General features: G+C 67.7%; 17 protein-coding genes and 1 pseudogene. 9 read left to right on the forward strand and 9 right to left on the reverse strand.

What is annotated here, in order from left to right; translation table 11 throughout:
* The first annotated feature begins 257 nt into the window (after positions 1-257).
* The 3 genes from FJV41_RS33540 to FJV41_RS33550 all read left to right on the forward strand — a co-directional run bounded on the left by FJV41_RS33540 (position 258) and on the right by FJV41_RS33550 (position 8,082).
* The gene (locus tag FJV41_RS33540) at positions 258-1,457 is read left to right on the forward strand and encodes an MFS transporter (protein WP_141646673.1); all 1,200 of its coding nucleotides are present in this window, start codon (positions 258-260) and stop codon (positions 1,455-1,457) included.
* 565 nt (positions 1,458-2,022) lie between these two features.
* Complete coding sequence (locus tag FJV41_RS33545) at positions 2,023-6,246, forward strand: M4 family metallopeptidase (protein WP_141646674.1); 4,224 nt, start codon at positions 2,023-2,025, stop codon at positions 6,244-6,246.
* Between the two features lie 18 nt (positions 6,247-6,264).
* Positions 6,265-8,082, forward strand: coding sequence for a hypothetical protein (locus FJV41_RS33550; protein WP_141646675.1), 1,818 nt, complete (start codon positions 6,265-6,267; stop codon positions 8,080-8,082).
* Here the strand turns inward: FJV41_RS33550 and FJV41_RS33555 are convergent.
* On the reverse strand, positions 8,066-8,740 hold the full coding sequence (locus FJV41_RS33555) for a hypothetical protein (protein ID WP_141646676.1): 675 nt from the start codon (positions 8,738-8,740) through the stop codon (positions 8,066-8,068). The two genes, FJV41_RS33550 and FJV41_RS33555, sit on opposite strands and share 17 nt — an antisense overlap.
* Before the next feature lie 104 nt (positions 8,741-8,844).
* On the opposite strand from FJV41_RS33555, the pseudogene FJV41_RS33560 reads away from it, so the two are divergent.
* A pseudogene (locus FJV41_RS33560) lies at positions 8,845-9,633 on the forward strand (serine hydrolase domain-containing protein); the annotation flags it as partial.
* A 120-nt stretch (positions 9,634-9,753) separates the two neighbouring features.
* On the opposite strand, the gene FJV41_RS33565 reads toward FJV41_RS33560, so the two are convergent.
* On the reverse strand, positions 9,754-10,086 hold the full coding sequence (locus FJV41_RS33565; RefSeq protein WP_141646678.1) for a hypothetical protein: 333 nt from the start codon (positions 10,084-10,086) through the stop codon (positions 9,754-9,756).
* Positions 10,087-10,200: 114 nt separating this feature from the next.
* Here FJV41_RS33565 and FJV41_RS33570 point away from each other — a divergent pair, with 114 nt between their 5' ends.
* The gene (locus tag FJV41_RS33570) at positions 10,201-11,199 is read left to right on the forward strand and encodes a M28 family peptidase (RefSeq protein WP_141646687.1); all 999 of its coding nucleotides are present in this window, start codon (positions 10,201-10,203) and stop codon (positions 11,197-11,199) included.
* A 132-nt stretch (positions 11,200-11,331) separates the two neighbouring features.
* On the opposite strand, the gene FJV41_RS33575 is transcribed toward FJV41_RS33570, so the two are convergent.
* The 4 genes from FJV41_RS33575 to FJV41_RS33590 form a co-directional block, all read right to left on the reverse strand.
* On the reverse strand, positions 11,332-12,720 hold the full coding sequence (locus tag FJV41_RS33575) for a hypothetical protein (protein WP_141646679.1): 1,389 nt from the start codon (positions 12,718-12,720) through the stop codon (positions 11,332-11,334).
* 145 nt (positions 12,721-12,865) lie between these two features.
* Entirely contained in the window at positions 12,866-13,375 is a 510-nt protein-coding gene (locus tag FJV41_RS33580; RefSeq protein WP_141646680.1) for a methylated-DNA--[protein]-cysteine S-methyltransferase, read from the reverse strand.
* The gene (locus FJV41_RS33585; protein WP_246137582.1) at positions 13,375-14,973 is read right to left on the reverse strand and encodes a DNA-3-methyladenine glycosylase 2 family protein; all 1,599 of its coding nucleotides are present in this window, start codon (positions 14,971-14,973) and stop codon (positions 13,375-13,377) included. The genes FJV41_RS33580 and FJV41_RS33585 overlap by 1 nt, the downstream gene beginning before the upstream one ends.
* A gap of 358 nt (positions 14,974-15,331) precedes the next feature.
* A complete protein-coding gene (locus FJV41_RS33590; protein WP_141646681.1) occupies positions 15,332-15,658 on the reverse strand; it encodes a hypothetical protein in 327 nt (108 codons plus the stop codon).
* A gap of 166 nt (positions 15,659-15,824) precedes the next feature.
* On the opposite strand from FJV41_RS33590, the gene FJV41_RS33595 reads away from it, so the two are divergent.
* Entirely contained in the window at positions 15,825-16,247 is a 423-nt protein-coding gene (locus FJV41_RS33595; RefSeq protein ID WP_141646682.1) for a DUF2804 family protein, read from the forward strand.
* 193 nt (positions 16,248-16,440) lie between these two features.
* Complete coding sequence (locus FJV41_RS33600) at positions 16,441-17,370, forward strand: FkbM family methyltransferase (RefSeq protein ID WP_181791112.1); 930 nt, start codon at positions 16,441-16,443, stop codon at positions 17,368-17,370.
* Between the two features lie 139 nt (positions 17,371-17,509).
* Here FJV41_RS33600 and FJV41_RS33605 read toward each other — a convergent pair whose 3' ends face one another.
* Both FJV41_RS33605 and FJV41_RS33610 read right to left on the reverse strand, forming a co-directional pair.
* A complete protein-coding gene (locus FJV41_RS33605) occupies positions 17,510-18,406 on the reverse strand; it encodes a hypothetical protein (RefSeq protein ID WP_141646684.1) in 897 nt (298 codons plus the stop codon).
* Between the two features lie 388 nt (positions 18,407-18,794).
* A complete protein-coding gene (locus FJV41_RS33610) occupies positions 18,795-19,553 on the reverse strand; it encodes a tetratricopeptide repeat protein (RefSeq protein WP_141646685.1) in 759 nt (252 codons plus the stop codon).
* A gap of 272 nt (positions 19,554-19,825) precedes the next feature.
* Here FJV41_RS33610 and FJV41_RS33615 point away from each other — a divergent pair, with 272 nt between their 5' ends.
* Together FJV41_RS33615 and FJV41_RS52575 are read left to right on the forward strand one after the other, a co-directional pair.
* Positions 19,826-20,968 (forward strand): hypothetical protein, encoded by a 1,143-nt coding sequence (locus tag FJV41_RS33615; protein ID WP_141646686.1) that lies wholly within the window; start codon positions 19,826-19,828, stop codon positions 20,966-20,968.
* Between the two features lie 76 nt (positions 20,969-21,044).
* A complete protein-coding gene (locus FJV41_RS52575) occupies positions 21,045-21,191 on the forward strand; it encodes a hypothetical protein (protein WP_174486185.1) in 147 nt (48 codons plus the stop codon).
* A gap of 56 nt (positions 21,192-21,247) precedes the next feature.
* Here the strand turns inward: FJV41_RS52575 and FJV41_RS52580 are convergent.
* The coding region (locus tag FJV41_RS52580; protein ID WP_438616770.1) for an Ig-like domain-containing protein at positions 21,248-23,591 on the reverse strand (2,344 nt) is incomplete at its 5' end.

The following is a 23,591-nucleotide window of genomic DNA, read 5'->3' on the forward strand; positions in this document are numbered from 1 at the left end:
GCAGAGGGGCGGAGGAGGGCCGTAGACGGGGCCGCCCGAAAGATGCTCCCTGCCGGAGGACAGGCCGCGTGAGCCTCCTTGGGGCACCCGCCTGCCCCGGGGGCCCCCTTCACGTACGCCAAGACCCTTGAGCCTGCCTCCACACCTCACGCAGGCGAACACGTCGAAGTCGAACGTCCTGCTGCGCACGGCGCTCGCTTCTGGTCAGGCCCGATTCTCGCCAGACGCATCATGGCGCCGCGCCTAGCGTCGCGAGCATGACCTCAGCGAACCCTTATGGCGACTCGCGCTTCGAATGCCTCGGTGGAAGAGGCGTCCTGTTCCTCGCGGCAGCGGCCGGCGTGGCCACGTCGACGAGCTACGTCGTCCAGCCGGAGCTAACCCGCATAGCCGCCGATCTCGGCGCGTCGCTCGCGACGACGAGCACGGCGGCGGGCCTGCCCATCCTGGGGTACATGTTCGGCTTGGCGCTTCTGGTGCCCCTGGTGGATCGCCATCCCGCCCGACAGCTGGTGTCCGTCCAACTCGCTGTCCTGAGCCTGTCCCTCGCGCTCGCCGCCCTCGCCACGAACGTCTACGCCTTTGGCATAGCTCTCCTGATCTCGGGGATCTGCGCGAGCACCGGCGCCCAGATGAGCACCCTGGCCGGCAAGCACTCACCAATCGAAACGCGGGGACGTGCGCTGGGAGGCGTCACGGCCGGGATATCGGCAGGCGTGCTTCTTGGCCGGGCGGTCGGGGGCGGTTTAGCCGATGGGATCGGCTGGCGCGCCATGCTGGTGATCGTGGCCGGCGCCTGCCTGGTTTGCGCGGCGGGGAGCAGGGTCATTCTTCCGGGCGCGACTCAACACCGAGATCAACCCTACCTCGCCACGTTGGTCGCCATGCCGCGATTGCTGTGGACCTCCCCTGAACTGAGCGCGGCGGCCGTGTCCGGAGCTCTATGGTTTTTCGCCTTCAGCCTGATCTGGATGGGTCTGTCTCTGGCGCTCGCCTTGCCGCCGCTCAACCTGTCGCCGACCGTCATCGGCCTCTACTCGCTCGCAGGCGTGGCGGGGATCGTCGCGACCCGCGCGGCGGGACAACTGGCGGACAGGTTCGGAAGCCGCCCGGTCGTGTTCGCCGGCCTGGCGCTGGCCCTCGCATGCACATTGGCGATGGCGCCCGCCTTGAGCTTCGCTCCCTGGATGCTATTGGCCTTGGCCCTGTTCGACACAGGCCTGTTTGCCGCCCAGGTCGCCAACCAGCGCCGGGTCCTGAACATCGATCCGCTGCAGCCGGCCCGATTCAACAGCGTCTACATGGTCGTCTATTTCATTGGCGGGAGTCTCGGCACGGCCATTGCCGGCCCCATCGTCTCGCTCTTCGGCTGGCCCGCCGCTGCGGCCACCGCGGCCTTTGCCCTCGCGGCCGCCGGCGCCCTCTACCGGATGCGGGAGCCCCGCAGGGCCGACTAGCGACCTTGGTGGACGGTCAGTTCTCGACAGCATACAAAAACGAGGGGCTTGAGAAGGCGATGGACGACTTGATTGATACGGCAGTGCCGGTGGGGCAGTCCTTCAAGTCAGCGCAACACTCGCGCCACTTTCAAATCAAACCATGATTTCAGGAGAAGGCGTTGGGACGCTTCGCGCCTTCAACACGGCGTGCGGGTCATCCTAGACAGCGAAGAGCGTCTGGGCCGCGGTTGGCGTCCGGCGCCAAGTTCAGATATCCCTGACAGATGCGTTCGATTGACAGCTTTCCGCGTCTTTCTGTCTTGCTCCAGGAAAACCACACGAAGTGAAATGGACACGACGCTGTGTGGTTATTGTGTCCGTTTGTGTCCATCAGGGCTCCCCTCTGTTTCATTGGGTTTTGATACTGTATGGTGGCGGATAATTGCGCTGACCGTGGATCATACGGGGCCAAGGTCTGAGGCTGTCCGGCCCCTCCACCCTGAGTGTGATCCTTCCGGCGGCGGCACGCCACCACGGGTGCTGACGGCGGGAGTCCCCCCGAACGCTGTGTGGAGTCAACTCAATGTCCAAGCCGTGGCCCCGGTGGCCTCTGCTCCTCGCCGGTCTTTTCTCGGCGAGCTCATCCCTCGCGGCTGAGAAACTCACCCCTGTTTCACCACTCACGCTGACGCAACTCCAGGTCCGGGAACCCGCCCGTGTCGCGGAATCCCTGTCAACCCTCAAGGCGCAAAGCCTCCAACTCGGGCTCGGCTCGCGGGACGGCTTCCAACTGTCCAGCTCCAGCACGGACCGCTTTGGTCAGACGCACGCGCGGTTCGCGCAGACATACCAGGGCGTACCCGTATGGGGCGCCCTGGCCATCACCCACCAGGGACTGTCCGTGGGGGACCTCCGCATCACCAGTGAGGGTCTGCGCAAGGGCATCCGCCTGGACGTGACGCCCACGCTGGATGCGAAGTCCGCGGTGACGAAGGCCACCCAGGAACTGGCGCCCAAGGGTGAGTTCGGTGCCGCGCCGAAGAGCGAGCTCATCGTCTACCCCCAGACGCGGCTCGTGAACCGCTATCCCGGCAAGCCCGTCGCGAAGCAGAACGCGGCGGACTTCGACACGCAGGTCATGGGTTACCGGCTCGCGTACCACGTGCACACCGAGCTGGAGAACGCGAAGGACGGCGTCAAGCACACGGACTTCATCATCGACGCGCACTCGGGCGACGTGCTGAAGAAGTGGAACTCGCTCCAGACGGCCGCGGCCAAGGGCCTCGGCCGCTCGCAATACAGCGGTGACGTGCCGTTGGACGTCTTCCAGAACGCCCAGGGCCTCTTCGAGCTGCGCGACGTCACGCGCGCCGGCGGCGAGGGCATCCGGACCTATGACGTCAACCACGCCGCCGTGCAGAACGGCGTCATCCCCACGTTGACCCTCTACACGGACGCCGACAACACCTGGGGCGACGGCCAGAACTACATCGTCGGCGCCAACAACACCCTGAGCACCAACGGTCAGACCGCCGCCGTCGACGCGCACTACGGCCTGCTGACGACGTGGGACTTCTACAAGAAGATCTTCGGCCGCGACGGCGTGGACGGCTTCGGCTCGCCCACCTACAACCGGGTGCATGCCAGCAACCTTTACGACAACGCCTTCTGGAGTGATGGCTGCTTCTGCATGAGCTACGGCGACGGCTCGTACCCGGCCGCCAACGGCATGCGGTCCATGGGCGTGCTCGACGTGACGGGCCACGAGATGACCCACGGCGTCACCTCGCACACGGCGGGCCTCATCTACGAAGGCGAGTCCGGCGGCCTCAACGAGGCCAACTCGGACATCTTCGGCACCCTGACGGAGTTCTGGGTGGCCAACGGCCGCGGCAGCGTCATTGGAGACACCGGCGGCAACTGGCTCATGGCCGAGCAGCTCAGCGACATCCCGCTGCGCGTCATGTTCCGCCCGTCGCTGGACGGCGCGAGCGTGGACGCCTGGTACCCCGGCCTCGGCAACATCGACGTACACTTCAGCAGCGGCCCGATGAACCGTGCCTTCTACTTCCTGTCCCAGGGCGCGCAGCCGCTGTCCGTCGGCACCGACTACTCCAGCACCTACCTGGCCTCGGGCATGAGGGGCATCGGCAACGACAAGGCGGCGGCCATCTGGTACCGCGCGCTCACCGTCTACCTGTTCCCGTCGTCCAACTACATGTCGGCCCGCACCAGCAGCCTCCAGGCCGCGGCGGACCTCTTCGGCTCCCAGTCCAACGAGTACCGTGCGGTGCAGAACGCCTTCGCGGCCATCAACGTGGGCTACACCGCCGGAACGTACGACGACCGCACGTCCCCCACCGTCTCCGCGAGCGTCTCTGGCAGCGCGCCTGATCTCCAACTGCACGCGCAGGCCGACGACAACGTCGGCGTGGCCCGCGTGGAGTTCTTCGTCGACGGCGCCCTGACGGGGAACGTCGCCGCCCAGCCGTACCAGCTGCCGCTGGACGCCACCTCGCTGTCCAACGGCTCGCACCAATTGGTGGCCGTGGCGTACGACGCGGCCGGAAACTCCACCGCGTCCGCTCCGGCGAGCTTCACCGTCTCCAGCAGCTTCGAGCAGCTCCTGACCGACCCGGGCTTCGAGCTGGCCGGCCAGGGATGGGTGGCGGACCCGCCGGAGAACATCAACTTCCCGGTCTCCTCCGGCACGCACTCGGGCCAGGGCTACGTGTGGCTCAACGGCTGGGGCACGACGCACGTCGACCGGCTGTGGCAGGACGTCACGATTCCCTCTGGCGTCACCCAGGCCTCGCTGACGTTCTTCCTCAACCTCACCACCGCCGAGACGACAACCACCGCCGTCCGCGACACGCTGACGCTGCAGGTGCGCGACACCTCCGGCACGGTGCTGGGGACGGTGGCGACGTGGTCCAACCTGGACGCGACGCTGGGCTGGGTGCAGCAGAGCGTGGACCTGACGGCCTTCGCGGGCCAGACGGTGCGCATCTTCGTGGAGGGCAGCGAGAACGCCTCGCTCGCCAGCAGCTTCCAGTTGGATGACTTCTCGCTGCGCGTCATCCGCGCGGCGGATGCCGAGGCGCCCCGGGTGAGGGCCAACGTGGTCTTCTCCGGCACGCGCGTGGGCTATTTCGCGGACGTGTCCGACAACGGCTTCGTCAACGCGGTGGAGTTCCTCGTCGACGGCGTGTCCCTGGGCAACTCGGTCAAGTCGTTCACCCGGGTCGTCAATCTCTCCACGTTGACGGCCGGCGAGCACACGCTCGTCGCCCGGGCCACGGACGCGGGCGCCAACGCGGGGGACTCTCCCGTGGTGACGTTCTACGTGGACACCACCGCCACCCAGCGCGTGCTCAATCCCAGCTTCGAGACCTCCACGAGCTGGACAGGGGCGACGACCTTGTCGGGCTCGGCGGGCATCTTCAGCAACGCGTCCTTCGCGCACACGGGCAGCCGCATGTACGTCTTCTGGACCAACGCGGGTCCGGCGCGGCACTCCGTCCGTCAGTCCGTGGCCATTCCGGCGACCGCGACCTCGGCCATCTTCAGCTTCTGGCTGCGCATCTACAACGGTGCGTTCACCGACGCCGTGGCCCACCACACCTTCAGCGCGAAGGTGCGGGATTCCGCCGGCACCGAGTTGGCGACGCTGAGGACGCTCTCCAACGTGGATGACACCAACGCGGAGTACATCCAGCACCGCTTCGACCTGACCGCGTACCGGGGCCAGACGGTGCAGTTGTTCTTCGACGTGGACCAGACGGCGGCCCCGCAGATCGCGGACGAAGTCACCCAGTTCTTCCTGGATGACATCAACCTGATCACCTCGACCCAGGCGGACATCCAGCGCCCCACGCTCTCCGCGGCGGTCGAGGGCAGCTACGGGACGGTGCAGCTCCGGGCCTCCGTGCGCGACAACGTTTGGACGTCCACCCTCGCGTTCCTGGTGGACGGCGCTCCGGTGAGCTCGTTCACGGACGTCGATGGCGTCTACGCGACGGCGTTCGACACGAGGAGCCTGTCCAATGGCCCGCATGAGTTCAAGGCGACGGCCACGGACAAGGCGGGCAACACGACGGAGCGCACGGTGAGCTTCGAGGTGCGCAACTCCACCATCCAGGACCAGGGCGCGCCGCACATCACCGCCAGCGTGGAGGGCCTGTTCGAGACCTACACGATGCGGGCCGAGGTCACCGACGACACGGGCGTGGCCTACGTGGAGTTCTACGTGGACGGCGCACTGAAGGGGAGGAGCACGTCCGAGCCGTACACGCTGCCGCTGTTCCCGATTCCGCTGGCGCCGGGGGAGCACGTCCTCGAGGCGGTGGCGTACGACGCCTACGGCAACTGGTCCAGGGCGACCACCCCCTTCACGCTGCATCCCGTCACGGTGGAGTTCGCGGTGGCACCGCACGTGGTGCCGGTGGGTGAAACGGTCGCTCTGCGGGCGAACGTGGCGAACGCGGTGAACACGGCGGTGAGCTGGTCCGTGGTGGAGGGCCGCATCTGCGGCACCATCAGCGCGGACGGCGTCTACGCCGCGCCGGGGGGCCGGGGCCTGTGCCACGTGTCCGCGGTGAGCGTCGTGGTACCGACGGCGAAGGCCGTGGCGACCTTCCGGGTCTACACGGGCGACATCAATGGCGACAACGTCGTGGACGGAGAGGACATGGGCCTGCTCGCGCAGGACTACGGCACCCAGGGCTCCGAGGAGACGAACCTCGACGGCGTCGACTCCGTGAACGACAGCGACATCACTCTCTTCGTCAGCCAGTTCGGACGGTAATCCCCAATGAAAACGTGGATGAAGCTCATTGTTCCGCTCCTGATGGGGGCGCTGGTGGCCTGCACCGACTCCGACTCGGGGCCGGTGACGGTGACTCCGAAGAACGTCACGGTGAAGGCCGGTGAGAAGGCGACCTTCAACGCCTCGGTGAAGGACGCGAAGGACCCGCGCGTCCTCTGGTCGGTGGAGGGAGGCGACTCCCACGGCACCATCAGCAGCTCGGGCGTCTACACCGCGCCGGCCGAGGCCGGCACGTACACAGTGGTGGCCACCAACGCGGTGGACACCTCGAAGAAGGACTCGGCCACCGTCAAGGTGGAGGCAGTCCAGACTCCGACGGTCATCGTGAAGGTGACGCCGGAGGTGGTGACCATTGGCCAGGGGACCGCCACGGACCTCACGGCGGAGGTCTCCGGTTCCTCCATCACCGCGGTGCAGTGGTCCGTGGAGGGTGGCGACGAGAACGGCACCGTGAGCAGCACGGGCCGGTACACGGCGCCGAACACGGCGGGCACGTACACCGTGACGGCCACCAGCGTGGCGGACCCGACGAAGAAGGGCTCCGCCTCCGTCACGGTGGAGCCTGTCGTCGTCGGGGAGGTGGCGGTGACGGTGAGCCCCTCGTCGGGCACCACCACTTGGGATGGCATCGTCCAGCTCACGGCCGAGGTCACCGGCACCAACAACCTCGCGGTGCAGTGGTCCGTGGAGGGTGGCGACGCGAACGGCTTCGTCAGCAGTACGGGCGTGTACCGCGCGCCGAACAAGACGGGCACGTTCACCGTGACGGCCACCAGCGTGGCTGACCCGACGAAGAAGGGCTCCGCCTCCATCACGGTGGAGCCTGTCGTCGTCGAGGCGGTCGCGGTGGCTGTCTCTCCGAAGACGGGCACGGTGGAGCAGGATGGCTCCTTCTCCCTGTCCGCGCAGGTCACTGGGACGAACAACGTCGCGGTGCAGTGGTCCGTGGCGGGTGGAGACGACAACGGCACCGTGAGCAGCACGGGCGTGTACCGGGCGCCGCGCCGCGCGGGCACGTTCGTCGTGAGGGCCACCAGCGTGGCGGACCCGACGAAGTCCGACTCGGCCAGCCTCTCCGTGGAAGCCATCGTCGTTCCGACGGTGGAGGTGAGTGTCACTCCGAAGACGGCGACGGTGGGGCAGGCGACTGTCGTCAACCTCACGGCTGAAGTGACGGGCACCTCCGTCGTCGCGGTGACCTGGGCCGTCGAGGGCGGTTCGGCCAACGGCACCGTGAGCAGCACGGGTGTGTACACCGCGCCGAACAGGCCGGGGACGTACACCGTGACGGCCACCAGCGTGGCGGATGCGTCGAAGAAGGACTCCTCCGTCATCACCGTGCCTGTCGCTGGCACGGTGAGCTACGTGGACCCCACGGGGACGGGCTGGCGCCTGGTTCGCAACGCCAGTCTGTCTTCGGGCAACACGCTGGTGCTGGACCTGGTGGGCCCCACGGGCCAGTCCGGCCGCGGCGCGGACCTGACGCTGGGGCTGGATGCGGCCACGGCGTCGTGGTCCACCGTGGACGGCTCCGAGTACGTGGCCAACCGTGGCTATGAGCTCGGCGCCGCGCCCCAGTTGCTCAAGTCCGCGTTGAAAGGCAGCACGCTGAGCGTGGGCGTGTACCAGAAGGGCGCTCCGGCGCACGCGTACGACGGCGCGCTGCTGTCCGTGGCGCTGACCGTGGATGTCATCGCCGAGACGCCGGCCGGTATCGTGGTGCCGCTGAACGTCCTCAAGGCACACGCGCTGCCAGCCTCCGGCTCGTTGCAGGCAATCAACGTGGAGGTGGGCACCATCACCACCGCTCAGTAGTCCGGAGCCCGAAGCAGTGAGAGCGGTGGCCTCCCCAAGGGGAGGCCGCCGTTTTCATTACGAGGCCGCCGACCGTCAGCAGGGACGCGGCGACGTACCACGTGTGTCTCCACTCCCAGTGGTTCGCCACGGACAGCCACGCATAGAAGACGGCGACGTGGACCCCGTTCCACGCCACGAGCAACCCCAATTGTGTCGAATGCCGCGCACCGCGGAAGCGCCACGCGAGCGCCATGCCGAGAAGAGCGAAGGCGATGGCCTCCGTGGCCATCTGCCCAAGGCTGCCGTTCGGGTGGTCGTAGTAGGTGTCGCAGTTCGGGTCGCTCCGCATGCCGACGCCGACCGCCACGAGGACCGCGAGGTGGGGCAGGAACTGCCATGTCGCGACCGCGCGCCACCGGAAGCTCAGTGCGAGGACCACGTTCATCCACAGCAGCAGGTTCGCCTTCGTGTAGAAGAAGAAGTTGCTCTCCCCCCAGTCGCAGCCGCCCTCCATGAAGAGCGCCATGCCCTCGTCACACAGCGGGCCGGGGGGCAGGGACAGGAGCAGACCCGTCGCGCACGTCGAGAGGAACATCGCCGGCACGACGAGTACGGCGAGGCGCGCGAGGCGAGCCTGCGCGGTCCGGGGCCTGGAAGGCTTGGCGTCGAGGAGCACCGCAGCACCTTGTCGCGTTGCTCGCCGCCGGGGACTCAAGCCGCGGCTGGTGAATCAGAAGGACGCGGCCTTGAAGGCCCACAGGGGCGCGGCCGGGTCCCTCTTTCCAGCACCTGCTCGAGCACACCGCGGGCGGATGGGACAACAACAGCGCCGATGGCACGGGCGACCCCATGTCCAGCTACGCGGGCCTGACGCACGAAGAGCTCATCAACTGGGTGGTGCGGAGCGAGCCCCTCGAGTTCGCGCCTGGGACGACGTACCAATATTCGAACTTCGGCTACAGCATCCTCGGGCGCATCATCGAACGCGTCACGGGGATGACCTACGAAGCCTATATGCGTGACCAGGTGTTCACACCCAGCGGAGCCACCAGCTTCGCCGTGGGAGGCGATACGCTGAGCGAGCGTCTGCCCGACGAGGTCGTCTACCACCAGCTCGGAAAGAGGGCCTACAATCCCTACGGCATGCAGCTGCGTCGCATGGATGCGCATGGCGGATGGGTCGTCACGCCCATCGACTTGCTGCGCGTCACCGTGAGAGCGGATGGGTTCTCCACCGTCCCGGACCTGCTGAGCACGACCTCACTCACCACGATGACCACACGCACCACGGTGCGCGACCCCTCGGGCAATCCCACCGCCTACGCCAGGGGATGGGTGGTGAGCAACGACTCCGATTGGTGGCACAACGGCTACCTCCAGGGCACCTTGGCCATGTTGGTGCGAACCGCTGACCGCCATGGGCCCAGCGGCTCCGAAGAGTTCACCTGGTCCGCCATGGCCAATTCCAACAACAGCCCCGCCTCGAACACCCCCGACATCAACCTCGACGAACTCATGAGGGATGTCGTGAACGGCGTCAGCGCATGGCCCGCGCACGACCTCTTCTGACAGAGGCCTCGACCGACCTTCCGGCGCGGGACACAGGACCGGCGGGGCTCGCAAGGGCCTCCGTCGGTCCGCGATGCCCGCCATCGTCAGGCGGCTCGAGCTCGCCGACGACGCGGACGCTCAGTCCACCACCTTCGCCTCGCCCTGGAGCCGCACTCCCCCGGTTTGCTGCATGAGGCTGAAGAGCGCCAAGGCCAGCGAGTACTCGTTGAAGATTCCCTTGGCCATGTCCCCCGTGCGGCTCACTTCGATGGCGTTCCCCGAGCCCTGGGTCACCGACGTGGTCGAGGTCAGGTCCACGCCTCGGTAGCTGAGCCCCAGGCCCGCGAACCGGCCCTCCTCCTTGAGCAGCGAGGTGAGCGCCGGCCCCGAGAGCCCCTCGAGCGGCTGCATGAACTTGAGAGCGACGTGGCGATGCAGCACCGAGTCCCAGGCGCGGAAGACCTGCCCCATGCCGCCCTGTCCCAGCCGCTTCGTTTCTCCTCGGAACTTCGCCCCTGCTAGGAGGGTCGAAGCTGGATATAGCCGGGCACTTGCGGACGCCTGTCCGGCGGGAGGGAGCACGTGATGCGAAGACGCGCGTGGATGGGAGTGGGGGCCGCCGTGCTGGCGGCGGGCCTCGGCCTGGCGTGGAGGTGGGGCCAGGCGCCCGCCACCGCCCCAGCGCCCGCGGTCCAACGCCCTGCCACGGAAACGGAGGTGGAGCGCCTGAGGGCGCACGTGCGCATGCTGTCGGAGACGTTCCACCCGAGGGACTCGCGGCACCCGGAGAACCTGGAGCGCGCGGCGGACTACATCGCCGGCCACCTGGCGCGGGCGGGAGGGCACGTGGAGTCGCAGCACTTCCGGGTGGACGGCCGGGACTACCGCAACGTCATCGCGCGCTTCGGGCCGGAGGACGGTGAGCGCATCGTGGTCGGCGCGCACTACGACTCGGTGCGAGGCACGCCCGGGGCGGACGACAACGCCAGCGGGGTGGCGGGGCTGCTGGACCTGGCGGCGCGGCTGGGCCGACAGCCGCCGCCCCTGCGGGTGGACCTGGTGGCCTACACGCTGGAGGAGCCGCCGCACTTCCGCACGGGGAACATGGGCAGCGCGGTGCATGCGCGCGCGTTGAAGGAGGCGGGGGGGCGGGTGCGCGCCATGGTGGCGCTGGAGATGCTGGGCCACTTCACGGACGTGCCGGGCAGTCAGGAGTATCCACTGGCGGCGCTGAAGCTGAAGTACCCGGACACGGGCCACTTCATCGGCGTGGTGGGCACGCCGGGGGACGGCGGGCTTACGGACACCGTGGCGGAGGCGATGCGGGGGGCGAGCCCCTTGCCGGTGGAGTCGCTGAGCGCGCCCCGGGCGCTGGAGGGGGTGGACTTCTCGGACCACGGCAGCTTCTGGGCGCAGGGCTACCGGGCCGTCATGGTGACGGACACGGCGTTCTTCCGGAACCCGCGCTACCACGAGGCGGGGGACACGTGGGACACGCTCGACTACGCGCGCATGGCCCAGGCTGTCCAAGGGGTGTATGCCGCTGTGAGGACGCTGGCCGGAAGCCCCTCCCCCTCGCAGTGAAGTCGACCGTCGTCCTGAGCAACTCGGCGTCAGTCCACTCGCGGTGTCTGGGCGTTGCCCGGTTCCGTAGACCGCGGCGGCTCCCTGGAGGAGGACCGCCCGGGCTCTGAGGGTGGCCCGGGCGGAAGCTCATCACCAGTCGTAGCCGTGGTAGCTCTTCAGCGAGATGACCTTGCCGCTGTTCGGGTAGTACAGGACGCCGTACTCGGCGTAACTGTGGCAGTTGTGGCAGGGGATCTCCTCCCAGGCGAACCACGCCTGGATGGGGCCACCGCCCGCGAACGTGTCGATGGCGGCCAGCAGCGGGTCGCTGCTCGAGCCGAAGAAGTAGTTGTCCACCACCATGCCGGCGCGGTCGGTGGCCACGCCCCAGTCGAACGGCAGCACTGTCTGCGTCGTCTCGTGGAGGTGGTCCACCACCGTCTGGATGGTCACCGGGGTGGCCGGGCACTCCGGGGTGCTGTACGCGTCGATGCCGACCAGCCCGTACCACGTCGTGGCCAAGGCGTTGGAGTCGGACGCCGGGAGCGCGGGCGCCGGGGGCGGGAAGCCAATTGAGGTGAGCGACAGCGGCTGGCCGGGGAGCACCTCGCAGGCGCTCGCGTACGTGCAGCGCTGCACCTGGCGGTAGGTACCGCACGAGCTGAAGTCCAGCGTGCCCGCGGGCTTCGAGTGGTAGCAGTTGTAGACGGCCGGCTGGCAGGCGGGGGACGGCCACGTGTTGTACGGGTCGTCGTTGGTGCTGATGGCCAGCCCGGTGACGCGCACCACGAGGCGCGCCGTCTCGTCCACCACGGCGCCGGTGTTCAGCGCGGCGGTGAAGGTGAGGGGAATGGTGTGCGGGTCCACGGCCTGGTGCACGGCCGGGTAGCGCCAGTCCAGGGTGAAGGTGTCCGCGTCCACGCGGGAGACCGTCGGCACGCCGTCCGGCGCGGTGACGGTGAGCGACGTGGCCGCCGAGTCCACCCGGCCGCGGTACATCAGGGCCTCGGTGCCGGCCGTGTTGCGCACGTAGACCGGGTCGACGTTCTCGAAGACGGAGATGGAGTTCGGCCCACGGAAGTCGAAGAAGCGGGGCGCGAGGATGATCTGCGCGTAGTACCGCGTCGGCGAGCCCGTGAAGGTGTCGATGGAGACCAGCAGCGGCAGGCCGGAGAGCATCGTGTTCAGCTCGTGGCCCTCCTCCAGTACGACCTCGAAGCGCCGCTCGCTGATGACGCTCGCCGTGCCAAAGGCATCATCCGGCACGAAGCTGAAGACATCGCTGATGTAGCGGTTGGTGGTGCCACGAAGCACGAGCACGCGGCGGTTGTTGCGCGTCTCGAAGGTGCCCAGCGTCTCGAAGCTGAGTTCGTGTGTGCCGGTGGGCTCGTACGCGTAGATGCGGGTGGCCGTCGCCGCGGCGGTGGAGACGCCCGTCTCCTCGACAGGGACGACGGGCGACTCGTCGGGAGACGTGCTGCCACAGGCCGTGACTCCGAGAGACAGAGCACAGGCGAGTACGAAATTGCGGAACTTCATGTGCTACCTCCAAGTGAGGAATTCCGGGGGATAGCACATGTTCCTGACGCAAGCGTGACGCGGCATGTCTCAGCCGTGTGACGACACCGGTGTGGCACGCCGGCGGAGGACGGTGGGCTTGTCGCGAGGAGCTTGTTCTGCCCCATCACGCGAACAGATCCACCTGGCGCGGCATCGCTCCTTCCAACTGCAGCAGGAACTGCTTGGTCGGCAAGCCGCCGCCGAAACCGGTGAGGCTGCCGTTTGCGCCGATCACGCGATGACAAGGCAGCACGATGGGAATCGGATTGCGCCCATTCGCCGCGCCCACCGCGCGTGTCGCCGTGGGTCTGTCCACGCGCAGCGCGAGTTCGGCGTAACTGATCGTGCCGCCAAATGGAATGTTGGCGAGTTCCCACCACACCTGGCGCTGGAACTGCGTCCCCTGCGGCGCCAGAGGCAGTTCGAAGCTGCGGCGTCTGCCCGCGAAGTATTCGCCCAGTTGCTTCTGAGTGTCCCGCAGTACCGCGTGGTCGCCTTCGTGCCAATCCTCGCTACGACGCATCGGGTGGCGCGGTGCATGGAACTCGATCAGCCGCAGGCCCTCGTCATTGCCGGCAATCAGCAACGCCCCGACCGGGCTTTCGATGTGGCGATAGAACACGTTGCTTTGCATTACGCGGTCACCTTCGCCTTCTTGACGGGTGCGCTCTTGGGCGGCGTGCGCTTGAACCGCGGGGGCTTGACCGTGGTGTTCGTGGAGGACGCGTTCGCGATGGAGGTGGCCTTCGCGGGCCCCATCGAATCCTTCCACAGATGAATCACACCATAGGCGCGCCAGGGACGCCAGGCTTCCGCCCGCGCGGTCAGCGCCTTCGCGGTCATGCGCGAACCATCGTTGGGTACCGCGCGCTGCAGCACCAGGTCGTCGGCGGGGAATGCATCGGGATGGCCCAATGCGCGCAGCGCGATGTAATGCGCGGTCCACGGGCCGATGCCGGGCAACGCGACCCAGCGCGCCGTGAAATCGTCCAGCGTGCGCTCCGGCTTGAAGTCGACGTGGCCCTCCAGAAGTGCGCGCGCCATGGTCCGTACGGTCTGCGCACGCGCGCGTGTCAGGCCGATCGCACCCAGGTCGGCGTCGGCCAGCGCATCGGGCGTGGGGAAGAGGTGGTCGAGTCCAGGCGCGAGGGGGGCGGGCAGTGGCTGACCGAAGTGATGCGAAAGTCGCGTCGCCAGCGTGCGTGCGCCGGCGACGCTGATCTGTTGGCCGATGATCGCGCGCACCGCGATCTCGAAGCCGTCCCAGCCGCTGGGAACGCGCAGTCCCGCGCGCTCTTTCAGCAACGGACGCAGCCGCGCATCGGCGCCGAGCGCTTCGATGATGGCCCGCGGATCCGCGTCGAGATCGAACATGCGTCGCAGCCGATGGACGATCTCCAGCATCTGCGAAGGGCGCGCGCCGTGCAGTTCGAGCTTCAGCGCATTGTCGTCCGCCAGGCGATGCGATGCGGGCCATTGCGAAACACGCAGCCAGCCCGCCGCATCGATCGAGCCGAAAACTCGCGAGTAACTCGTGGCATCCACCACCTCGACACCGGGCAGCGCGCGCCCGCGCAGGAAATCGAGCATCGCGACGAAGTCGTAGGGTGGGCGGTAACCCAGGCGCAGCGTCACGGTCTCACCGGGAACTTCGACTCGTTGCTTGCGCAGGTCGCGCGGAGCCATCCGATAGGCTTCGAGGAAGGCGGCGTTGAAGCGGCGCAGGCTGCCGAAACCGGCCGCAAGCGCGACTTCGGTGATCGGCATCGCCGTTTCCGTCAGCAGCTGTTTGGCGAACAACAAGCGTCGCGTGCCATGCACCCCCGTTGGCGACACGCCGAGGCGTTCGACGAACAGCCGACGCAGCTGGCGTTCGCCGATGTCGACGCGTTCGGCGAGCGCCGACAGTGGCTGTTCGTCGAGAACGCCTTGTTCGATCAGTTTCAAAGCGCGCGCCAGCAGCGCATCGCCACGACGCCATGCGCCGTCGCCGGGTGACAGTTCCGGGCGACATCGCAGGCAAGGCCGGTAGCCGCCGGCTTCCGCGGCGGCTGCGCTGGCGTAATACGTGAAGCGCTTGGCCATCGGCGCCGGACAGACGGGGCGGCAATAGATCTTGGTGCTGGTGACCGCGGTAAAAAACAGCCCGTCGAAACGCGGGTCGCGGGTGATGCGCGCCTGCTCACAGGTGTGCGCGTCAGGGATCGCGGTGGCGTTGGCAAGCGTCGACATGAGTGCAGGCTAGCACCGCGCCGGGAGGCGGACTCGCCGGATTCGGACATCGTCATGAATGTCCGTTTCGTTCAGCAACTTTGTTCAGCCGACGCCGCTCAACCGATCACTTCAGCGCGCGCATCAGAGGGAAGGGGGCCCTGTTGAGGGGGAGGGCGCATGCCCCTCGCCAGCCTGGGCCTGTTCGCCTTCACCGAGGCCAACGCCCGCGAGGGGATGGCGGGCGTCGGTGCTCGATTCACGTTCGGCTTGTAGAGGAGGGAATGAGGGGCCCCAGCAGCGCTCGACTGCGCAGCCCTTCTGGTCGCTCCCGAACACCGGGGCGTCCGTCGGACGTGCGGTCGGCTGCGGCGAAGCTCTACCCTGGCGGAACGCGCGTCTGGGCCGTCTTCGCGGGCACGTAGCACCCGCCCTCGTGGACGTAGCCGACAGAGCCGCAGTCCCTGAGCCACAACTCCACCTTCTCCCAGCACCCGCCGTTAATGCCCAGGGACCCTCCGGTGCACGGGGGCGTGTCCTGGCCCGGGAGTGGCTTCGCTGGGATTCCGAATCCGAGGAGTCCGCCCGGCTCAAGTCCGCGGTCGTCGTTCTGCCAGTCCTCCCTCCACTGGAGGATGGCAGGCACCGCCATCACGAGTCCGGCGACGCCGAGCAGGGCTGCGAGGGCAATCATGAACTTCTTCAAGGGCACCTCCGCACGAGGGAGGCGACCATAGCCCCGCTTGCCGTCGAGCGCCCCTCTCATGCCGGGGCAATGGCTGGCGAGGGCGGTGCGGCGGGCCGTTAGAATTCCTGGCCCGTCCTTTACGGGCACGTGACATCCACCAGCGGGTGGCGTCCAATGATGAGGGATGACGCCTGAGAGTGACGCGCTTCTGCCGCTGGTTCCCTCGTCGGTGGCCACACCGGAGGGGGAGCCCCGATTCGGCACGTACCAGGGAGATCTGGCCGAGGTGGACCTGCCCAGTCTGCAGGGGAGGTGGGCCGTCTCCAGGCTGTACCCGCTGGCGGATGTGCGCTTCGAATATCGCCACATGGAGTTGATGCGGCCATGGAAGGTGACGACAGTGGATGGCTCGGTGGACCTGCGTTTCCAGCCTGTCTACGTCCATGCCGAGAATCGCGAGGAGGCGCTCGTCCGCAGCAAGTTCGAGCAGCCCATGGGGCTCTTCGAGGGCACGGTGACCGTGGGTGGAAAGGCGCTCCAGCTCTCCAATGTGCCTGGTGTCACCAAGAGTCAGTCCACGCGCGGCCCCCACCGGTCCACCCTGTAGGCCATGAGCGCGCTGGCGCCCCAGGCCATGGCGAGGAAGGATGGGACGCCCACAGAGGGCTGGGTGTCGCTACCGCGCAGCACATTCTGAGAGTCGGGCATTGTGCAATGAATGGCGTGGGCAAACGACTGCCCCCGCTCACGAGGGGGATGTCATGAGCTGGATTCCAACTGGGCGGAGTTTGCTGTCTCGCATGGCATCCGCCGTGGTGCCGGTGGTTCGCTACGTGCGCCAGAACACACGAGGCTGGCCGGCGAAGCTCGCCGTGCTCACGGCGCTCAAGGGGCTGCGCCGCATCCATGGTCCGCGGGACTTCGTGGTGCGCACCTCCTGGGGCTTTCGGTTTTCGGGGAACACCGCGGACCTGGTGCATGGCGCTGTCTATGCCGTGGGCGTATGGGAGCCGAGCCTGACGGCGTGGCTGCAGTCACGGTTGGTCGCGGGAGATGTCTTCGTGGATGTCGGTGCGAACGCGGGCTACTTCACGCTGTTGGGGGCCGCGTGCGTCGGTGCCACGGGCGGGGTGGTGGCCATCGAGGCCTCGCCGCGAAACTTCGAGTTGCTGCAAAGGAACTTGTCCCTGAACCCCGCCGCCAACGTCCGCGCTGTGAACATGGCCCTGGCGGATGAGGACTGCACGGTGAAGATCTACCCTCCCGATGCGGGCAATTCCGGCACGGCGATGACGTGGAGGGATGAGCGCAGAGGACGCGCACCCGAGAGCGAAGTGCCCGGGCGCCGGCTGGTGGACCTGCTCACACGCGAAGAGGCTGCCAGGGCCCGTGTCATCAAGGTGGATGTCGAGGGGGCCGAGGGGTGTCTGGAGAGTGGGCTGGACGAACTGCTGGAGCGCTGTCATCCCGAAGTGGCGTTCGTGGTGGAGTTCGACCCCAAGCTCTTCCACCTGCAGGGACGGGATCCCGCGCGCTTCCTGGCGCGGTTCATGAACGCCGGGTTCGCGCTGTACACGCTCGACAACCACTCGGTGGAGCCTTACTGGGAGGGCCCTCGCGACATGGCACCGGCCGAACCCGGGCAGGTCCTGGCCGAAGGTATCGTCGACCTCATCTTCGTGAGGGACTCGGTCGCCGGTGCTTCGCGGGCTCCGCGACACGTGGGGTGAACCGTCGCCGTTGGGACGCGGCTTCGCGTCGCCCCAAGGCCGGTGTCGGAGGTCCTGGTACAGGGAGCAGTCGAGTCCACCAATGAGTCCCGGGGGATGCTGGGTTGGCCCTGGAGAGAGGGCCAACCCACCCATTGAATCAGTTGCGGACGGCGATGTAGCTGAGCGTTGCTCCATTCCAACTGCCTTCGCCGTTCTGAAACCGGTACTTGAATGCGCCGAACGCCTGCCACTGGTAGGTGCCCGAGGCCTGAACGGTGCTATCGAACAGCAGAAGGGCATTATCGCCCTCGCTGCCCACTTCCTCGAAGCCCACGCTCGTGGGGAGCACGAGCACCGACCAGTCGCTCACGGCGGTGTTTCCCTGCGTGGCGAAGGTCTGGCCATGCGTGGCGGAGCCAGTGAAGCTCGCGTCGCGCGAGACCAGCAGGTAGCTCACCTGGCCTGCGCCTACGAACGACAGGCCCTGGTTGGAATGGCGGAACTTGTAGGGGGCTTGGAGCTGCCAGGTGAAGTTGTCGACGATGGTGTAGGACGTCGAGAACCGCAGCAGGGAATTGTCGAACTCGGAGCCGGGCTCTTCGAAGCCGGCCGACGCGGGACTGACGATGATGTTCCAGTCCGCCACCGACGTGCCCGATGGCACGGCAAGGTTCTCACCATGCGTGAGCGTACCGGCGGCGCTCAACGCCTTGCGGACCAGCAGATAGTCGACGGCGCCGGAATACCAGGTGCCACTCCCACTGCTGTTACGATACTTGAAACGGGCCCAGACCGACCACTCAACGTTGTTGAGAGGAGAAGCCGATACCTCGAAGCGCAGGAGGGCATTGTCGCCCTCGGAGCCGATCTCCGTGAAACCCATGTTCCTGGGAACGACCAGGATGTTCCAATCGCTGACGCTCGTCCCCGGTGGGGCAGTGATGATTTGTCCATGATACGTCGTGCCCGCGACGGCATTTGCGGCCATCGCAACCGAGGGGACGATGAGGGAGAGGACTGCGAGAAGAATGAGATGCACTCGGATGGTGAGCATGGTGAGGTCGCTGAGTGTGAGGTTGGGCTCGGTCTATGGTTGACTGGCCGTGAGGGCCAGCAACACAAAGTGTACCATCGAACAAGTCGATTGCTTGTAGCGCGGTGCTTCAATCTGGAGAGAGCGGTCGCCTTTCAGTCGCTCAAGATGCAAAACGTAAGGCGGTTTGGGGACTACTATCGCGCACCTTGTGTGACAGGGCCACGCGGTGTTCTCGCGCCCGCGGATGACCTCTATGGCAGGCTGGATCTGAAGACTCGGTATGGCCAGTCATCGAAGGCCGGCGCCTTGGATACATCGTGTGTCAAGCCGTGGAATACGAAACCCGGGATAGGAGCGCGTTGATGCCGGTCAGCGGTATGACGGCTTCAACCCGCCCGTAACCTCCTCACGGCTCCGCCGCACGCCGGGCCTGCTCCAGCCCGGTCTGGCATTCGGCGGGTGCCTCCTGCAATCTCAAGCAGCGGTGGAACGCCGCTTCCGCCTCACTGAATCGCCGCTGCTTCATCAACACCGAGCCCAGCTCCTGCCAGGCGAGAGGATTCTCGGGCGCGAGCTGAGCCGCCTTGTCGAGGTTCTGGCGCGCGCCTTCCAGGTTCTGCTCCTGGTAGTCCAACATCCCGAGGGTGCGGTGGAAGTTGGCGTTGTCAGGGGCGGCGTCCCGCACCGTGGTGAGCTCCTTCCGGGCCTCCTCCCGCCGGCCGAGTTTCATGAGCGCGAGCCCCAGTCCCTGCCGCGCGTCGAGCAGGTCTGGCTTCAAGCTCAGTGCCTGGCTGAAGCGCTTCCGCGCTGACTCGGGGTCCCCTTCCTTGAAGTAGGTGAACCCCAGGTTCAAATGCGCCTGTGGGTGGTCTGGGTTGAGCTTGATCGCCAGGCGGAGGTGCCGCTTCGCCGTCGCGGTGTCATTCCGCATCAACGCGATGACGCCCCTGTTGGCGCGCAGCTCGGGGTGCTGGGGACTGAACTCCAGGCCCATGTCGCAGTGAGCCTCCGCCTTGTCCAGGTTCCCCCTGGCCAGTTCCTCCGCACACAGGTCGAGGTGGTTGCCCAGGAGCCCGCACTCGATGACCGGCGGGTCATGCGCGCAGGCAGCGAAGAGCAGCGTCGCGGTGGAGGAGAGGGCGAGAGCGGGCCTTCGAAAGCGCATGGAGGGTGAATCCTAGTCCGCGCGGGTGTCGAGCCTGCCGATGGCCATGACTCACCGCAGCCGCTCTGCTCGCGGGGGGATGACTGCTGTCAGGGCCCTGATGACCGTGGACATCAGGGCTCGCCCCTGGCCTGCCGAGTCCCTCCCTCCAACCTGTTGAAATCAGGGAGGCGCGTTGCCCACGTCGTGCGACTTGAGCGTGGCATGTCGGGTGCAATCAGACAGGACATCGCCGCACTGAACCACTCACCGCGCTGTTTGAGGAGCATCCCATGCGTACTCGCCGCCTTGGTTCGTCCCCCTCCCGTTCCTCGACCTTCCCTTCCTCCTCGACGTCCAAGCCCAAGCCGCCCGCGCGCGCCAACACGCTCCCCGCCTCGGCGCCCTCTTCGCAGACCCTGAAGCCCTCGCAGACGAAGCCCGCCGCGAGCACGCCGACCGCTCCGGAGTCCAAGCCGGTGAAGCACCCGGGCATGCCCGAGGGGGGGCCGTCCTACAGCCCCTGGGAGAAGACCACGGGCCAGGCCTCGGACATCATGGTGAGCGGCGGTGACAACAAGCTCACGCCGCCCCCGGGCGCAATGCAGAACATGCTCGTCGACAGGCCGGGCCGGCCCTTCGAGAAGGACACCTACGGCGGCGGCAAGCTGAGCGGCAACGTGGGCTCGATGCAGGCCTCCACGTCGAACTACAGCGGCAACGGCGTGCGCTACCAGTCGGCCCAGGCCGAGGTGAATGGGCCTGGCGCCGCCTACGAGCTGCAGAAGACGCACGCGGGCCGGTATGGCGTGACGAGCGGCCAGCTCACCGCCGATGCCACCAGCTTCAAGGGCCAGGCCCAGGCCGGGTATTCGCTGGACAGGAACTCGCACGCGTACACGGGGGCGCTGACGGCGAAGGCGGAGACGGGCGTGGGCGTGGGCGCGAGCGCGAGCCACGACTTCAACCGGCACGTGGGTGGGTACGTGAAGGGCGACGCCAGGGCCTCCGCCAACGCCTATGCCGAGGGCGTGGCCAGCCTGGACCCGAGGACGGCCACGGCGATGCTCTCGGGCCAGGTGGGTGCGTCCGCCACGGCGGGTGCGTACGGCACGGCGGGCGGGCACCTGGGCCGGCTGCATGGCTCCGTCACGGGCGGCGTGGTGGCGGGAGCGGCGGCCCAGGCGGGCGGCAAGGTGGGGCTGGAGAACGGCTTCTTCAAGACGGCCGCGGACGTCAATGCCGCCGCGGGTGTGGGAACCCACCTGAAGTCCGACGTGGCGGTGGACCTGCGTCACCACATCAAGCCGGGCATCGCGTCGGGCCTGCGCCCCGCCCTGGGCACCGCCACGAGCGTGGCCTCGCCCGCGAGCACGATTCAGCCCGAGAAGTCGCGCCTCGAGAACCTCTTCGCCAGGGCCTTCCACACGGCCTGATGCCCCTCGGGGGCGGCGGCTTCGATGGCCGCCGCCTCCACGAAAACGTCCCTACGTCAGCCCGCCGTGAAAGCGGGTGAACGCGGCCAACGCGAAGCTCGTGCAGCGGGTGTCCGCACCGCTCGCCACGCGCGACCTCCTCGACTTCGACCGCATCGCGAAGAAGCTCATCGCCGCCCTCGACAGGCCCGACGACGAAGAAGGCACTTCGACGAGCACTTGAAGAGGACGCACCGTGCCCCACCCTGATGCGTGGGACACGGTGCGTTCAAAAGTGACTCAGCGCTGGAAGCGGCCCGTGAACGCGGGGGCGGTGGCGCTCCACGGCGCGTCGAAGCGGGGACTGCTCACAGCCCCTCCGGTCCGCACGTCGGAGGTCACCTGGAGGAAGTAGTGGCCCCCGGGGTAGAGGAGCTCCGGCGGAAGACGGAGCTGCGTCTCGGTCGTGCGGAAGAATGCTCGCTGGATGCGGCCCGTCTGATTCGTGCTCGTCGCGTAGAGCCCATACAAGCGCACGGTGTACGAGGTGGGCGTGCCCAGGACCGGTGCACTCCAGGTCACCAGGGGCGTCTCGCCCACGCCCTGGAGCCCATCCTCCGTGGCGGCCAGGCCATTGATGCGAAGGTCGCGCGGCGGGCCCACCGTGGGGCTGAGCCGCAGGGGCTCGCCTTCCTGGAACGGCGCATGCGTATAGACGGTGAACCGGACCGACGCCGGCACGGTGTTGCCACCCCCCTCCCGGGGCACCGAGTAGGTCATGGAGCCCGCCGCGATGTTTGCGGCGAACCGGGTCCACGATGCCGGGAAGGGGTCCGCGAACTCCAGCTCCTGGGTGACAAGCGGCTGGCCTGGAACGAGGTTGGTGCCGAAAGCCAGGTCGAACCAACTGGCGTAGCTGCCGAAGCGCATGAAGCCCGGCAGCGCTCCGACAGTCAGGTCCTGGGTGTTGCGCAGCGTGACGCGGGGATGGGCGGCGAGCGCCAGGGCCTCGAACTCGGAGGCGTTGATCCGCACCGTCCGCGACGAGGTGGCCTGGGGCAAGAGCATCCCCGTCAGGCTGACCGCGCCGCCCCCGGAGACGACGCCTCCCGGGCTCCCGCTGGAGACCTCGAAGCCCCGGCGCACCTCCCGGAGCACGTTCAGTCCCCCGGCGACTGGAGCGCGCGACACCAACTGGCCGACGTGCACCGTGTCCCCGCGCTCCAGGTCGATACGACCGACCCGGTTGCCGCAGTATTCGAGGGACGTGTTGTACCCGGTGCCGCCGGAGAGGACCGTCGAGCCCACCACGGGTCCCAGGGCCGGTGAGGCACAATCCCGCAGGCTGAGGTAGGTGAGGCCCGCTCCGAACGTGCTGATCTGGAGCTCGTCCCCGGAGGCCCATGGGTTGAGCCCGCTCAGGTTCAAGTTGAAGCGCGTGCCCTCGGGCTCCGGCTCCAGGTCGGCGCGGCCCGCGAGCGCCTGGCTGAAGTCCGGCGTACGGCTGTGCGTCCAGTAGTAGGCCGTGCCGATTTGCAGCAGGTAGGGCGTGTTCTCCACACCCTGGATGACGAAGGTTCCATCCCGCAGTCCGAGGCCGTAGTGCGACGTATAGGTCCCCTCCGCCGTGGGCACCCAGGCGACGATGAAGTTCGTGCTCAGGTCGGTGGGACGCGTGACGGTGGAGCCGTCCTCCTGGAAATAGAACGTGGAGCTGTGACCGAGGACCGTCGTCTCGTCGCAAGGAGGGGTGTTGGACCCTGGCCGGACGGTGAACGTCACCTCCGTGGCGGCGCCGCTCGCGTCGGTGATGATGGCGGTCACCTCGGCGGGGGCGTCGAAGCAGGCCGGGGCGGTCCAGTCCGCGGAGGCCGAACCCCCGCTTCCGCGAGTCGCCACGAGGGTGCCTTGCGAGGCCACCCAGGAGACGCTCAGCGCCGTTCCTTCCGGGTCATGCGCGGTGAGTTCGAACGTCACGAGCTGGCCGAGGCCCGCACGCTGGAAGGACTGGGAGACGCCGTCCACGACGGGGACCCGCTGTATGTCCACCTGGGGGCCGGGGCCCACCTGGAGGGTGAGGGTGCCGTCGTGAATGCCGCCAGAGAGGTCCGAGGCGAAGACGCTGAAGCCGCACCGGCCCTCGACAGGGGCGGCGCTCAGGGTGAACGTCGGGGTGGGGGCGTTGACGAAGTCGAAGGTGCCCTCACACGTGGAGGTCCAGTAGAAGTACAGGGTGTCTCCATCCGGGTCGGAGGCCGAGGCCGCCAACTGCGTCGGCCGACCCACGGCGAGCACGGAGGGCGCCCCCATCATCGCGCTCACCTCTGGCCAGGTGTTGAGGCGCACTGTCACCGCGGCGCGGCCTGTCGGGCCTACGTTCCGCACGGTGAGGTCGACGGTGACGGTGGCCGTGGCGTTCTTGGAGTCCCGCACCTCGAGCTGGATGCGCTGCACGCCCTCGGTGGCGGGTGCGGTCCACGTGGTGGACGCGGCGGACGGGGGGCTGAACGTGCCCCCGGGCGCGCTCCACGTATAGGTCAGCGTGTCACCCGGGTTGTTGTCGTGCGCGACCGCCGAGAGGGTGAGGGATGCCCCCGGCTCCACTTCATTGGAGGACACAGCGAGCGAGTCGATGATGGGGGCC

This window comes from Myxococcus llanfairpwllgwyngyllgogerychwyrndrobwllllantysiliogogogochensis (assembly GCF_006636215.1).
In the GTDB taxonomy this organism is placed as follows: Bacteria; Myxococcota; Myxococcia; order Myxococcales; family Myxococcaceae; genus Myxococcus; species Myxococcus llanfairpwllgwyngyllgogerychwyrndrobwllllantysiliogogogochensis.